The organism is Streptomyces sp. NPDC059010 (assembly GCF_042740355.1).
GTDB lineage: Bacteria > Actinomycetota > Actinomycetes > Streptomycetales > Streptomycetaceae > Streptomyces.
The window spans coordinates 261,220-275,589 of record NZ_JBHYJA010000005.1; the positions used below are offsets into that span (position 1 = coordinate 261,220).

The following is a 14,370-nucleotide window of genomic DNA, read 5'->3' on the forward strand; positions in this document are numbered from 1 at the left end:
AGGAGAGTCATGCAGAGAAGAAGACTGGGCAAGGCACTGGGAACCTTCGCCGCAACGTCCGCGTTGCTGGCCATCCCCGTGTCCGCCGCGCAGGCGTACAACCCGACGGGCGGGATCCTGTACCAACTCGGCGGCGAACCGTGTCTGAAGGGGCGAGGCAACTGCGCGGTCTACCCCAAGTCGGCGCAACTGCCGAGTGGGCGACTGGTGGCGTCGTTCGAGAAGTCCACGGTCGTGACGGAGACGGCAAGCGCCGACAAGCAGACGCTCCCGGTCTACAAGAGTGACGACGACGGCACGTCGTGGCAGCCGCTGTCCGAGGTCAGGGCGCCGGCGTACCTCTCCAGCGACCCCAAGTACGCGAGGTACACGAGCAACTGGACAAACCCTTACCTCTACGTCCTTCCGCAGGACGTCGGAAACCTGAAGCAAGGCACCCTGCTGCTCGCCAGTGTCGTGTCGGGCGACGACTACTACTACAAGGAGCACAAGGCCGCCGACCCCGACTGGACGCCGTCCAACGACGGAGACCGCAAGGACATGGCGATCGCCCTCTACTCCAGCACCGACGACGGCGCGACATGGAAGGTCGTCAACGTCGTCGCCACCGGCGGCTGGCAGGGCGGCAGCGCCGGCGCGACCGGTCAGAACATCGCCGCCGCGAACACGGACAAGCAGGTGGACCCCCTCTGGGAGCCGTACCTCATGGTCCACAAGGGCAGGCTCGTCTGCTACTACTCCGACGAGAACGACTACACCGGCTTCGACCCGAACACGGGAGTGCCGACCCTCGACCCGGCGAACGACACCGCCAGGGATTCGCTCGGCCAGATCCTCGTGCACAAGACCTGGGACGGCCGCAGCGCGGCGTGGAGCGCCCCCGTCGTCGACATCGCCGGACTGACTCAGGACATGGGCGGCGGCAAGACGGAGATCGGAGGCGGGCGGCCGGGCATGACGAACGTCGTCCGCACGACTGACGGCAAGTGGATGCTCACCTACGAGTACTGGGGCGGCGGGGCCAACACCAGATACCGGATCGCCGACGACCCGCTGAAGTTCCACACCGGCTCGCCCACCGGTACAGGGGTCAACTCACTGCCGGTCGACTCTGGTTCGCGGACTCTCTCGGCCAACGGCAGCCCCGTCCTCATCAGGCTTCCCGGTGGGCGGCTGGTGTACAACGCCGCGAGCAGCGGCAACGTCTGGGTCAACGAGAGCGGCCGCAGCGACGGCGCGTGGAAGGAGTACCAGACGACTTCGCAGGCCGGCTACAGCCGCAACCTGCAGTACGTCGAGGGCACCGGCCGCATCGCGATACTCAACAACCAGGGAACCTCGACGCTCAGGTTCGCCGAGGTCGACCTCGGCCACTCGGACGGCCCCTACTTCCAGTTGGTGAACCGGAAGACGGATCAGGTGATCGGTACCGGGAACAAGACCAACGACGCGAACATCGGCAACGGCGACGTTCCCGACGTCCGTCTGGAAGCCCCCGGATCGGCGGCCAACGCGGACACTCAGTTCTGGCACATCGTGACCGAGCCCAACGGCGGCAAGACGCTGCTGAACAAGTCGGGCGGTCGCGCGGCCGCCATCTGGACCGGGAACGCGACGGCCGGCCAGAAGATCGGTCAGTGGGTGGACAACAGCGCCACGGGCAGCTGGAACCTCGTCAAGACCGACGACGGCTTCTACAAGCTGCAGTCCGTCAAGAACCCGAGCCTGTACCTGACCGGCGCGTCCGCCGGGGCCCAGCTGACCTTGCAGAACGCGGCGACCGACGGCTCGCAGGACTGGGAGCTCGTCCAGTAGGCCTCTGCTCCAAGGACCCGACAGTGTCCTTCACCGGCCACGGAAGGCGTTCTCCAACGGCCGTTTGCCCCCGCCGTGTTGTTGGTTAGGGTGGCCGACGGAGACGGATTCCGATGCCCTTGACCAGGGCGTCAGTCGCCTCGGCGACGGCCTCGACGGGAGGGGGAGGTGGATCGCATCCGCCAGATGGTCGTGACCGGCCGGTCGGCACCCACGGTGCTGTCTCCGGCGCTGCGCGCGTGGCTCGGGCTGATCGCGGCCCTCGCCGCGCTGGTGGTCGTCGTGCTCGGGGTCTTGTACGCCGGACACAGCGAGCCCGGCACGGTGGACAGGTGGGTCATCGACCCGACGGCGGACAGTGTGCGCCCGCCGTGGCGGCATGCCGCTCTGGCCACGGACTTCCTGGGGGAGCCGGTCGGCGCGGCGATGCTTGTCGTGGCCGCCGTGACGGGCTGCCTACTGCTTCGGCGTCCTCGCGCGGCGGTGTTCGTCGTTGCCGGGGTCGCCACCACCGTGGTGACGGCGACGCTGCTCAAATCCCTGGTGGGACGCACCATCCACGGCGACGGCAACCTGTCCTATCCGAGCGGGCACACCGCCTTCCTCACGGCGTTCGCCCTCGTGGTGGCGCTGCTCGTGACCGGCTGGCTCGGCCTCGGCAGGACGGCCGGCCTGTCACTCGTGCTCGCCGCGGCGCTCGTCGCCGGAGCCGCCATGGGCTGGGCGCAGGTCGCCCTGGGCGCGCACTACCCGACCGATGTCCTAGGCGGCTGGTGCACCGCGCTGGCGGTGGTACCGGCGACCGCGTGGCTGATCGACCGGATGGCTGCCCGGCCGGTCGATCGGATGGCCGCCGACGCCGGTCAGCGGGACCGTAGCTGACGGCACGGCAGCCCACCACACACCACCCCACGGCATCTCACATTCACGTCATGCCAAGCGGCGGAACACCGGCTTCACCGGCCGTCCGGCCATCCAAGGGCCTGGGTCACCGGCGTCAAGTGCCTTCCGGTACACCGCACATGCCTGAGCCACCACGTCCACGGTGCGGTCGATGTCGGCGTCGTCCAGCGCGCTGCTCACCACGAACGACGGGGCCAGCACTCCGCCCGCAAGGAGTCGGCGCAGGAACAGGGTGCGGTACTGCTGCGACGGCTGGAGGTTCTCGTCGAGGGTGGCGAAGACCAGGTTGCTGGCCCGGCCCCGGACGACGACGTGGTCGCCGACGCCCATGCCGGCCGCGGCGTCGCGGACACCGGCCGCCAACCGCTCGCCGAGGGCGTGCAGCCGCGCGGTGATGCCCTCCTCTACGTAGGTGGTCTGCACGGCCATCGCGGCTGCGAGGGAGTGCGTTTCCGCACCGTGCGTGGTGGACAGCAGGAACACCCGGTCGCCGGGGGGACGCAGCCCGCCCCGCTCCATCAGATCGCGGCGCCCGGCCAGCGCGGAGACGGCGAACCCGTTGCCCAGCGCCTTGCCGAACGTGGAGAGGTCGGGGACGACGCCGTACAGGCCCTGGGCGCCCGCCTCGGACCAGCGGAAGCCGGTGATCATCTCGTCGAAGACGAGTACGCAGCCGTGCCGGTCGGCCAGTTCGCGCAGGCCGGCGAGGTAGCCGGGCGGCGGCTCGGTGTGGGTGGCGGGTTCGAGGATCAGGCAGGCGATCTCGTCCTGGTGCCGGGTGAGCAGTTCCTCCGTGGCGGCCAGGTCGCCGTACGGAAATGCCACGGTGAGGTCGGTGGTCGCCGCCGGAATTCCGGCGGGCATCGGCGTCGTACCGATGAACCAGTCGTCGACGGAGAAGAACGGATGGTCGGCGCAGATGGCCACCCGCGGGCGTCCGGTGGCGGCTCGGGCGAGGCGTACCGCGGCGGTGGTGGCGTCGGAGCCGTTCTTCGCGAACTTCACCATCTCGGCGGTCGGCACCGTGGCCAGGAAGCGTTCCGCGGCCTCGACCTCCACGATGGACGGCCGGACGAAGTTGCTGCCGCGTTCGAGTTCCCGCCGCACCGCCTTGGTCACACGTGGGTGGGCGTGGCCGAGGCTCACCGACCGCAGGCCGGAGCCGTACTCGATGTAGCGGTTGCCGTCGATGTCCCACACATGGGCACCGCGGCCGTGGCTGATGACCGGGGCGAGGTGCTCGGGGTACTGGTCGTCGCCCTTGGCGTAGGTGTGCGCGCCCCCCGGGATCATGGCGTGCAGCCGCTCGTTCGCCGCCCGCGACCGGGGCAGGAGGAACTCCGTGGACTCGTCGGTCACGTCAGTCACGTCTCACCTCTCCTCGTGCTTCAGGACCTCGGCGAGGCTCGGTGCCTCCCGGTCCCGCTGGGACATCGATGTGACCGGCAGCGGCCAGGGAATGGCGAGCTCCGGGTCGTCGAAGGCGATGGTCACGTCCTCGGCCGGATCGTGCGGGCGGTCGATCCGGTAGGAGGTGTCCGCGGTTTCGGTCAGGGCCTGGAAGCCGTGCGCGCAGCCCGCCGGGATGTACAGGGTCGTCTGCGTCTCGCCGGAGAGCTCGAAGAAGGCCCGGCCCAGGTACGTGGGCGAATCCGGCCGCAGGTCCACGACGACGTCGAAGATCTGCCCGTACGAGCACCGCACCAGCTTGGCCTCGCCCGCGCCGGAGCGCAGGTGCAGGCCGCGCAGGACGCCCCGGACCGAGCGGGACAGGCTGTCCTGGACGAAGGCGTTCGGGTCGAGGCCCACCGAGCGGACCACGTCGGCGTCGAAGGTGCGGCAGAAGAAGCCGCGTTCGTCGGCGTACGGCGTCGGCTCGAACAGGAACGCGCCGTCGATCGCCGGGACTTGGGTCGCCTTCATGGAGTCTCCTGCCTGGTGCGGGCGTGCGGGTGGTCGTTCGCCGGGAACAGGGCGGCCGTCAACGCGGTGAACTGGTCCTGGAGTTGCCGGGCGGCGAGCCGGTTCCGCTCGGCGAGGGTCTGCCGCAGCTCCGCCGAGCGCTTCTCCAGCGCGCGGAACTGCTCCAGCAGCCGGTCGGCGTCGACCTCGCGAGCCGGGTGGCAGTACGCGGCGAGGCCCATCCGGTCCATGAGCGCGTCGCTCTTCGCCGCATAGCTGAGCGCGAGCGTCGGAGTGCCGGACTTCAGCGCGCAGACCAGGTTGTGGTACCGGGTCGCCACCACGGTGTCGGCGGCCGCGGTCTCCTTCATCAGGTCGGCCAGCGAGGCCGCTTCGGCGGCGGTGACCAGCGGCGAGTCCACCGCGTCGAGGATCGCGGCGACCACCGGGGCATCGCATGCGTCGCCGGTGAGCAGCCGGACCGGTCTGCCGTCCTCGACCAGCGCGCGGACGAAACGGGTTGTCCCGTCGAGGTAGCGCCGGTGGATCTCCTCGGCACGAGCACGGTCGTCGTTGCCGCCGTGGAAGTCCATGACGCCGACGCAGACCAAGCCGCCGGTCATGCCGGAGGGCGCGCTGGCCCGCGGCGTCGGCAGGGCGAACGCGAGGTCCGGGTAGACCTCGTCGCGCGTGGTGTCCACGCCCATCGCCCGCATCGCGTCACGGGACATGGTGTCCCGGTACGACCGGTACGCGGCCAGCCGTGCCGACCGGCGCACCAGGGCCCGGGTCGCCCGGTCGCGGATCGCGGCGGCGCCCACGCCGACCAGCGCGACCTTGGTGCCGAAGAGCCTGCCGGTCGCGCAGAGCAGGAACAGCGAGTACGGGAAGCCCCACGGCCGCAGCGGCAGCGTGGCCTCCAGGACGCCCATGCCCGGCACGATCACCACGTCGTGCCGGCGCACCCAGGCGGCGGTGCGGAAGACGTCGACGAGTTTGCCCAGTCCCTTCCCCGCGATCGCGCCCACACGGGACGCCGTCCGGTACTCCCCGCGGTACCAGTGCAGCCGCGTCGCGGGGATCCCGTACCGGGCCGAGACGACCTCGGGCCCGCCGCACAGCGCGTCCACGACCGCCTCCGGGTGCTCGGCGCGCAGGTACCCGAGCACGGCTTCGAGCGACCCGTCGTTGCCCAGGTTGCCGGAGCCGAGCAGGCCGAACACCCCGACGCGCACCGGGCGTTCGTGTTCGTGCGCCGACGTCATGCCTGCTCCTCTGCGCGCCCCGCACGACCCACACGACCTTCACGGCCGGCGACGAGGGCGTCGACGGAGACCGTGAGCCGGGCCGGGTCGACCGGGGCGCGGTCCTCGACCCGCTCGCCGGCACCCGGCCGGACCCGGCTGGTCATCCATGCGGAGAGGTGGCGGTAGCAGGCGCGGCGGTCGGCTGTGGACAGCGGCGCCCGCTGGATCGCCGAGACGAAGCCCCAGACGTACTCGGCGAGCAGCCGGGGTGTCGGGTGCAGTGCGCCCGCCCGGCGCGGGTCCAGGTTGACGCACCGGGAGCGCTTGGAAGGGTTCGCCCGCTCGGCGCGGGTGGGGTGGTCGCGGCGGAAGTACAGCAGCTCCGGCACCTGGTGGAAGGGTCCGTGCAGGACGATCTCGGCGACGAACGTGCGGTCCGCGTGGTGGTAGCTGTCGTGCGGCTTCACCCGGCGCAGCATGTCGGCGCGCATCACCCCGTAGAAGTCGTCGCCACCGGGCTCGAACAGGAAGCTGCGGAACCGCTCCGGCGCGTGCGGGGAGGCGGTGGCGAGCCCGTACTCGTACGGGACCTTCACCTGCCCTTCGCCGTCGATGACCGCCTGGTCGGAGTGCGCGAGGACCACGTCCGGACGCTCGTCCAGCGCCTCCACGCAGCGCCGCAGCAGGTCCCGGGCGTACAGGTCGTCGTGCGAGGCCCACTTGAACAGCTCGCCGCGGCACTCGGTGAACACGTAGTTGTGGTTGGGCGCGGCGCCGATGTTCCGGGTCAGCCGGATGTACCGGATGCGCGAGTCCTGCGCCGCGTACTTGCGGCAGATGTCCTGGGTCCCGTCGATCGAGGCGTTGTCGGAGATGACCAGCTCGAAGTCCTCATAGGTCTGGCCGAGCAGGGCGTCGAGCGACTCGGCCAGATACTCCTCGCCGTTGTACACGGGCAGGCCGATGCTCAGCCGGGGATGGGCGCTCATGACGTCCTCACTTGTGGGATGGGATGGTGCTGGTACTCGCGCAGGGCGGACCGCAGTTGCAGCCACCACACGGCCGAGGCGCAGAGGGTCGCGGCGGCGACGCCCCAGGCCGAGCCGACCGTGCCGGCCAGGGCCGCCCCGCCGAGACCGCCGGTGACGTAGCAGGCGGAGGCGAACAGCTGGCAGCGCAGGCTGCGCCGGGCCGCGGCGAGCGCGCGCAGCCCGGCCGCCGCGCCGGTGCCGAGGCCGGCGCCCGCGACACCGAGGGTGACCGGCACGATCAGCTGTGCGGCGGAGTGCCAGACGTCGCCGAGGACGAGCTCGCCGAGCCGGTCCGGCATCAGGAACAGTGCCCCGCCCCAGAGCAGCGCGGCGACGGCCTGCGCGCCGCCCAGCAGGAGGCAGAACCTGCCGAGGCGGTGCGGGGCCCGCCGCAGCACCCGTGCCGCCTCCGCGACGGTGACCAGCGACAGCCCCATCAGCACGGCGAGGAACGGGCCGAGCAGGAGCTCGGCGCCCCGGACCGCACCCACCGCGCCGACCCCGGCGATCGCGCCGAGCCCGTACGCACGCAGCTGGCTCGCCCCGCTGAGGCTGACGTTCTCGACCAGGTACCGGTAGCCGAGGTCGCGTTGCTCGCGAAGCCACGCACGGGCCCGGGTCACCCGGGGCAGGATGCCGGACTGGACGTAGCCGTAGCCCGCGGCCACCGTGGCGGACGCGCCCCAGGCGAGCACGAAGGCGGACACGCTGCCCACGCGGGCCGCCACCACCATGGCCGGGACCAGCGCGACGCCCCACACGACGTCGTTGACGAACGCCTTCCGCCCGGTGCCCGCGGCGAAGAACGCGTACCGCCAGGCGTCCTGCAGCAGCAGCCCCGGCAGCATGACGCCGAGGCAGGCGAACGCGGGCCCCACACGGCCGCCGAGCGCGAGGCCGGCCACCAGACACACCGCCCCTATGGCGGCACCGACGCCGAGCGCGGTACCCGACGACCGGGCCACCGCCCTGCGCCAGGACGTGTCCGATACGCCGCTGAAGCGCACCACGAGCGGATCGGTGGCAAGCCCGCGGGAGACGTTGAGCACCACGCCGTAGGTCACCCAGGCGAGGCTGAACACGCCGAACGCGGTCACCCCCAGCGAGCGTGCCACGTAGATGCCCACCGCGAAGTTGCTGATGCTGGAGGCCGCCTGGTCGGCCAGTCCCCAGGACAGCCGGCCGACGAAGGCCCGCCGGGCGGATCCGGCCTTTGGCGCCGTCGTCGGCGGTTTCTCCTCCTCGGTGGTCATCGGCGTCACACCTTGATCAGTTCGGCGCCGTGCAGGGCGTCGGCCGCGGCGGCGACGGTGTCGAACGGCAGCCCGGACCGCTCGGCGACGTCCAGCAGACTGTGCTCGCCGTCGGAGAGGCTGAGCACCCAGAGCATGGCCATCTGGGCCTGCTTGGTGTCGCTGCGGCCGCCGAGCGCGTCGTACAACCCGCGCCGCCCCAGCTGCGGTTCGCCGTAGGGGCTGAGGTTGACGTACCGCCGGTTGCGGTCGAGGACGGCGAAGGCCTCGCGGCAGACCGCGAGGGTGTCCGCCATCGCCTGAGGGGAGACGAAGTCCAGGTTGTCCGCCGAGGTGTGATACTCCGGGTAACCGGCGTACGGCGTCCGGCTGAGCGAGCCCACCCCGAGGTTGAACCCGGGCGAGCAGTACTGCCGCTCGTCGTAGCCGTACGGAGTGAACTCGGCGACGCTGTGCGGGCGTTCGGAGGCGGCCAGCACATGCCCCATCACCCGGTCGATCTCCGCGTCGCCGCGCCTGCTCCGCTTGTACGTCAGACTGCCCGAGTCACCCGCGCAGGCCAGCACCAGCCCGTGCTTGACCCGCTCCACCCGCTCGGCGTTGCGGGCCAGCCAGGTGATCGCCCCGATGGTGCCGGGCGCGAAGATGAACCGGTAGGTGTAGTACGGCTTCTGCTCCGCGAGCGCCCGGGCCAGGAACGTCGCCACCGCGATGCCGGCCAGGTTGTCGTTGGCCAGCGACGGGTGGCAGACATGGCAGGAGACGATCACCTCGTCGGCGACCTGCCCGGGGACCACGTGCTCGGCGTAGGTGAGGTGACCGTCGGCGAGCGTGGAGTCGATCCGCACCTCGTACTCGCCGTCCGGCAGTGCGTCCAGGGTCTCCTGGGCCAGGCAGAACCCCCACTCCGGCTTGTAGTAGCTGGTCCGGTACGGCACCCAGGCCGGGTGCTCCGGCAGGGTGTGCAGATGTTCGCGCAGCTCGGCCAGGGGCATGGTCGCCGACACCGGCACGCTGTAGCCGAGCACGTGCAGGCTGGACGCGGCGAAGTCGACGACCCGGTTCCCGGCCGCGTCGGCGATGTACGCGTCCCGGATGTTCCACTCCTGCGGCACCGTCCAGTCGAGCACCTGCGTCCCGGTCGGCACCTCGTGCACCTGCAGCGGGATGTACTCGCCGACGATGTCCAAGGTGGCGCGCACACCGTCGCCGGTGATGCTCCGGCAGAGCGGGTACAGCCGCTCCACCAGGGCGTACATCTCAGCGCCGTGCGCGGTCACCGGCGCCACCGCAGCGTGCCGTCGACGGCGCCCGCGTCGGACGCCGAGCGCAGCACGGCGAGGCGGGTGAAGCGCTGCTCGAAGTCCTCGCGGGTCAGCCCGTGTGTGCGGTAGGCGTCGGCGAGTTCGAGCGCGCCCTGCTTCACCGTCCACTCGCAGTCGAAGCCGGGGACGGCCGAGCGGAACCGGGAGAAGTCCACCCGGTACGACCGCGGATCCGCGCCGTTCTCCCCGGTGATGTTCACCTTCGCGCCGGACACCGCCTCGGCGACCTGCCCGGCGATCTCGGCGACCGTGACGTTGTTGATCTCGCTGCCGATGTTGAACGCCCGGTCGTGCACCGCTTCCCGCGGCGCCGTCAGCGCGGCCGTGAAGGCCCGTGCGATGTCGGCGGCGTGCACCAGCGGACGCCAGGGGGTGCCGTCGGAGAGCACCAGCACCTCGCCGGACAACAGCGCGTGGCCCACCAGGTTGTTCAGCACGATGTCGGCGCGCAGCCGGGGCGAGTAGCCGAACGCGGTGGCGTTGCGCATGTACACCGGGCTGAAGTCGCCGTCGGACAGCGCGTGCAGGTCGTCCTCCACCCGCACCTTGGACTCCGCGTACGGCGTCACCGGCCGCAGCGGGGCGTCCTCGGCCACCAGGTCGTCGCCCCCGGCGGCGCCGTACACCGAGCACGTCGACGCGTACAGGAAGCGCCGCACCCCGGCGTCGCGGGCCAGCCGGGCCAGCCGTACGGACGCGTGGTGGTTGATGTCGTAGGTGAGCTCCGGGGCCAGCGAGCCCAGCGGGTCGTTGGAGAGCGCGGCCAGATGGATCACGGCGTCGACGCCGGCCACGTGTTCGGCTCTGACGTCGCGCAGGTCCACCCGGTGCCCCTGCGGGTCCGCGGGCGTCGGGCCCAGCACACAGTCGGCGAACAGGCCGGCGTCGAGGCCGACGACCTCGTGCCCGGCGGCCGTGAGGACCGGGGCCATGACGGTTCCCAGATATCCCTGGTGTCCGGTCAGCAGTACGCGCAAGGTTCAACCCCCCAGGTTGAGCGTGAGTTTGGTGACGGCGAACGCTTCGGCGTATCGCTCATGGCATTCGATGCCGCGGATCCGGGCGAGGCCGAGGAAGGCCTCCCGGTCGTACCAGGGCCGGTGCCGCTGCGAGGGATAGTGCTCCTGCAGCAGCCGCACCTTCTCTTCGGCGATCTCCGGCGACAGCGGCTGGTACGCGGCGAGGCGGCCGAGGTCGCCGTCCCACTTGACGATCTCGTAGCCGAGCACCAGGTGGTCGCGGAACGCGGTGGGTATCAGCTGCGCCAGGCCGCGGTGGTCCTGGTGCGCGTCATCGGTGCGCGGGGCCAGGATCAGATCGGGCTCGGTCTGCCCGCGCAGTTCCTCGACCGCGGCCTTGGCCTCGTCCCAGTGCACGGGCATCCGGCCGTCCGGCAGCTTGAGCACGGTCAGCCGCAGGTCGGCGCCCGGGCAGAAGGCGGCGAGCGCCGCCCGCTCCTCCTGCTCGCGCTCGCTGCCGCCGCCGGAGAGCACCAGCGCGTCGACCCGCAGACCCGGCCGCGCGCGGCACAGCGTCAGCAGCGTGCCGCCCGCGCCGATGGCGATGTCGTCGCAGTGCGCGCCCACCGCGACGATCCGCTCAGGCCGCCCCGCGCCGAGCCGGATCACGCGCTCACCCCCGCGTCGTCGTGCTCCCACACGGCCCACGGGCGGTCGCCCCGGGCGTAGGCCTCGTCGAGCGCGGCCCGCTCCTTCACGGTGTCGGTCGGCTTCCAGAAACCGCGGTGCTGATGCGCCACCAGCCGTCCCCGCTTGGCCAGTTGGGCGCATCCGTCGGCGACCAGATCCCCGTTCTCCGGTATGTGGTCGAAGACCTCCTGGCGGAGCACGAAGTAGCCGCCGTTCTCCCACAGCGGCAGTTCGCTCACCGCGGTGATGCCCCCCACCAGGCCGTCCTCGCCCAGGTCCACGCAGTGGAACGACGACTGCGGCGGCACCACCATCATCGACGCACCCGCGTCGCGCGCCGCGAACCGGTCGATCATCTCCGGCAGCGGGGCGTCGGTGAGCACATCGGCGTAGTTGGCGAGGAACATCTCGTCGCCGTCCAGATGGTGCCGCACCCGGCGCAGCCGCTCACCGATCGGTGACTCGATGCCGGTCTGCGCGAACGTGATCGTCCAGTCGGCGATGTCGGTGGACAGCAGCTCGGTCCGCCCGCCGCGCAGCACGAAGTCGTTGGACGTCGTCTCCTCGTAGTTGAGGAAGAAGTCCTTGATGTGGTGCGCCCCGTACCCGAGGCACAGGATGAACTCCTTGTGCCCGAAGTGCGCGTAGTAGCGCATGACATGCCAGATCAGCGGCCGCGGGCCGACCATCGCCATCGGCTTGGGTACGTCGTCGGAGGCACCGCTGCGCATCCGCATCCCGTAACCGCCGCAGAACAGAACGACCTTCATGCCTTGACCTCGACAATGCTCAGTTCCGGGATGGGGAAGACCAGCCGGCCGCCCCAGTCGCCTACGAAGGACAGTTGCTCGACCAGCTCGGCCCGCAGGTTCCACGGGAGGACCAGGACGTAGTCCGGCCGGTCGTTCGCTATCTGATCGGGCGGCAGGATCGGGACACGGGCGCCCGGCGTGAACCTGCCGTGCTTGTAGGGGTTGCGGTCCACGGTGTACGCGAGCAGGTCGGGCCGGATGCCGCAGTGGTTGAGCAGGGTGTTGCCCTTGCCGGGGGCGCCGTAGCCGACGACCGTCTCGCCGCGCTCGGCCGCCTCGATGAGGAACTTGAGCAGGTCCCGGCGCACCTTGGCGACCCGCGCGGAGAACTCGGTGTACCCGGACAGCTCCTGGAGCCCGGCGGCCTTCTCCCGGGCCAGCACGTCGGCCACCCGCTGCGTCGGCTCGCCGGCCACCTCGGCCGGGCGGGCCCACAGCCGGATGGAGCCGCCGTGCGTGGGCAGCAACTCGACGTCCACGAGCGCGAGTCCACCACTCGCCAGCGCCCGGATCGCGGACGCGACCGTGTAGTACTGGAAGTGCTCGTGGTAGATCGTGTCGTACTGGTTCTCCTCGATCAGGGTCAGCAGGTGCTGCACCTCGATGGAGACCCAGCCGTCGTCGGCGACCAGGGCGCGCAGCCCTTGGGTGAACCCGACGACGTCGGGGATGTGCGCGTACACGTTGTTGGCCACGACGAGGTTTGCCGGGCCGTGCTCCTCGCGGACGGCGGCACCGGTGTCCGGGCTCAGGAACTCCGTGAGCGTGGGCACGCCCGCGTCCCGCGCCGAGGCGCCGACGTTCACCGACGGCTCGATGCCGAGGCAGCGGATCCCGCGGTCCACCACATGCTTCAGCAGGTATCCGTCGTTGCTCGCGACCTCGACCACGAAGGCGTCGGTGCCGAGATCCAGCCGCTCGACGGCGTCGGCGACGAACGTGCGCGCGTGCTCCACCCAGGAGGTCGAGAAGGAGGAGAAGTACGCGTACTCGCTGAACGTCTCCTCCGGCGTGATCAGCGGAGGAATCTGCGCGAGCCAGCAGTCGGTGCAGACCCGCAGGTGCAGCGGGTACGCGGGCTCCGGCCGGTCCAGTTGGTCCGCGGCGAGAAAGCTCTCACACGGTGGTGTCGCCCCGAGATCGACGACGCTCGCCATCGCTTCCGAGCCGCACAGTCGGCATTGTGTCATCTACTGTCCCCATCCCCCCTGTTCGCGTGGGTGTCCCCACCGCGAGCCAGTGCTGACCGACCCGCGATCGCGGTGCGGTACTCCTCCACCAGGCGCTCAAGGCCGACGGCCGGGCTGAAGCCCTGCTCGTAACGGCGCCGGGCCGCCTGGCCCATCTCTTGGTTGCGGGCCGGCTCGGCCGTGATCCGGCGTATGCCGGACGCGAGCGAGGCGGACTCGCCCGGCCGGTGCAGCAGCCCCGTCACGCCGTCCTCGACGAGCTCGACGAAGGCGCCGTGACCGGCGGCGACGACCGGGACCCCGGCCGCCATCGCCTCCACGACCACCAGGCCGAACGCCTCCAGCCACGTCGAGGGAGCGACCACGGCGACCGACCGCGCGATGGCCTTCTGGCACTCCGCCGTGTCGTACAGGCCGACGTAGCGCACGTCGTCCCGGCCCGCCGCCCAGGCCGTGACCTCCGCCTCCAGCGGTCCCGTGCCGGCGATCACGAGCGGCACGCCCACACCGCCGCTCGCCGCGACCTCGTCCCACGCGGCCATGAGCAGCCGCACGCCCTTGGCCTCCGCGAGCCGGCCGAGGTAGAGCACGTGCTCGCCGGCGTCCGAGCGGCGGTCGTCCGGGTCCGGCACGAAGTTGTGCTTCACCACCAGCCGCTCCGCCGGCATGCCGGCCCCCACCAGAACGTCGCGCTGCGCCGCGGAGATGCACAGGAACCGCTCCACACCGGACCACCAGCGCCGCCGGTTGACCGAAAGGCTGACCGCGAGCGGCACCGTCGCAAGACGGGAACTCCGGTAGCAGCCGTGCCGGACGGCGGGCAGCGGCGCCGCCGCCCCGACGCACTCGGTGCACGGCCGGCCGTCCCGCTGGAGTGTGCCGGGCGGGCAGACCTGGGTGTAGTTGTGCAGCGTGGCCACGGCGGGCACCCCGGCGTCGGCGCAGGCGGCGAGGACCGCGGGTGACAGCAGCGGGAAGACGTTGTGGACGTGCACCACGTCAGGCCGCTCGCCGCGCAGCCGGGCGGTGAGTTCCGCGCGGACCGCCGGGTTCCACGGCACCCGCAGGGGCAGCGCGGCCTTGGCGGGCAGGGACATGGCTGCGATGTCGTCGCTGCGCCGCTCGAACACCTCCACCCGGTGGCCGGCCCCGCGCAGCAGCGCCACCTCCTGGTCGACGACCTTGTTCTCCCCGCTCGGCTGCGCCGAGGCGTAGCGGTTGTGCACCACGAGAACGTGCATGC

13 protein-coding genes are annotated in these 14,370 nt (G+C 71.3%); 2 read left to right on the forward strand and 11 right to left on the reverse strand.

The features are described 5' to 3' along the window. Positions 1-9 precede the first annotated feature (9 nt). A complete protein-coding gene (locus ACFWYS_RS07415) occupies positions 10-1,815 on the forward strand; it encodes an RICIN domain-containing protein (protein WP_384764619.1) in 1,806 nt (601 codons plus the stop codon). 192 nt (positions 1,816-2,007) lie between these two features. Beyond that, on the forward strand, positions 2,008-2,697 hold the full coding sequence (locus ACFWYS_RS07420; protein ID WP_384764691.1) for a phosphatase PAP2 family protein: 690 nt from the start codon (positions 2,008-2,010) through the stop codon (positions 2,695-2,697). 48 nt (positions 2,698-2,745) lie between these two features. Here the strand turns inward: ACFWYS_RS07420 and ACFWYS_RS07425 are convergent, their stop codons facing one another. The 11 genes from ACFWYS_RS07425 to ACFWYS_RS07475 are packed head-to-tail and all read right to left on the reverse strand — an operon-like array spanning position 2,746 to position 14,368. Beyond that, positions 2,746-4,077, reverse strand: a complete 1,332-nt coding sequence (locus ACFWYS_RS07425; RefSeq protein WP_384764693.1) for a glutamate-1-semialdehyde 2,1-aminomutase — start codon at positions 4,075-4,077, stop codon at positions 2,746-2,748. Positions 4,078-4,089: 12 nt separating this feature from the next. Continuing rightward, complete coding sequence (gene rfbC, locus ACFWYS_RS07430) at positions 4,090-4,641, reverse strand: dTDP-4-dehydrorhamnose 3,5-epimerase (protein ID WP_384764621.1); 552 nt, start codon at positions 4,639-4,641, stop codon at positions 4,090-4,092. After that, on the reverse strand, positions 4,638-5,885 hold the full coding sequence (locus tag ACFWYS_RS07435; RefSeq protein ID WP_384764623.1) for a polysaccharide pyruvyl transferase family protein: 1,248 nt from the start codon (positions 5,883-5,885) through the stop codon (positions 4,638-4,640). The genes rfbC and ACFWYS_RS07435 overlap by 4 nt, the downstream gene beginning before the upstream one ends. Continuing rightward, positions 5,882-6,856: a glycosyltransferase family 2 protein gene (locus ACFWYS_RS07440; protein ID WP_384764624.1), complete on the reverse strand. Its 975-nt coding sequence runs from the start codon at positions 6,854-6,856 to the stop codon at positions 5,882-5,884. The genes ACFWYS_RS07435 and ACFWYS_RS07440 overlap by 4 nt, the downstream gene beginning before the upstream one ends. Next, entirely contained in the window at positions 6,853-8,151 is a 1,299-nt protein-coding gene (locus ACFWYS_RS07445) for a hypothetical protein (protein ID WP_384764626.1), read from the reverse strand. Before ACFWYS_RS07445 ends, ACFWYS_RS07440 begins: the two co-directional genes overlap by 4 nt. 5 nt (positions 8,152-8,156) lie before the next feature. Beyond that, complete coding sequence (locus ACFWYS_RS07450; protein ID WP_384764628.1) at positions 8,157-9,440, reverse strand: DUF4910 domain-containing protein; 1,284 nt, start codon at positions 9,438-9,440, stop codon at positions 8,157-8,159. Beyond that, a complete protein-coding gene (locus ACFWYS_RS07455) occupies positions 9,428-10,453 on the reverse strand; it encodes an NAD-dependent epimerase/dehydratase family protein (protein ID WP_384764629.1) in 1,026 nt (341 codons plus the stop codon). Before ACFWYS_RS07455 ends, ACFWYS_RS07450 begins: the two co-directional genes overlap by 13 nt. 3 nt (positions 10,454-10,456) lie before the next feature. Next, positions 10,457-11,104 (reverse strand): PIG-L deacetylase family protein, encoded by a 648-nt coding sequence (locus ACFWYS_RS07460; protein WP_384764631.1) that lies wholly within the window; start codon positions 11,102-11,104, stop codon positions 10,457-10,459. Beyond that, positions 11,101-11,895 (reverse strand): glucose-1-phosphate cytidylyltransferase, encoded by a 795-nt coding sequence (locus ACFWYS_RS07465; protein ID WP_384764633.1) that lies wholly within the window; start codon positions 11,893-11,895, stop codon positions 11,101-11,103. Before ACFWYS_RS07465 ends, ACFWYS_RS07460 begins: the two co-directional genes overlap by 4 nt. Continuing rightward, positions 11,892-13,127: a class I SAM-dependent methyltransferase gene (locus tag ACFWYS_RS07470; RefSeq protein ID WP_384764635.1), complete on the reverse strand. Its 1,236-nt coding sequence runs from the start codon at positions 13,125-13,127 to the stop codon at positions 11,892-11,894. Before ACFWYS_RS07470 ends, ACFWYS_RS07465 begins: the two co-directional genes overlap by 4 nt. Then, entirely contained in the window at positions 13,124-14,368 is a 1,245-nt protein-coding gene (locus ACFWYS_RS07475) for a glycosyltransferase (RefSeq protein ID WP_384764637.1), read from the reverse strand. The genes ACFWYS_RS07470 and ACFWYS_RS07475 overlap by 4 nt, the downstream gene beginning before the upstream one ends. Between the last annotated feature and the right edge of the window lie 2 nt (positions 14,369-14,370).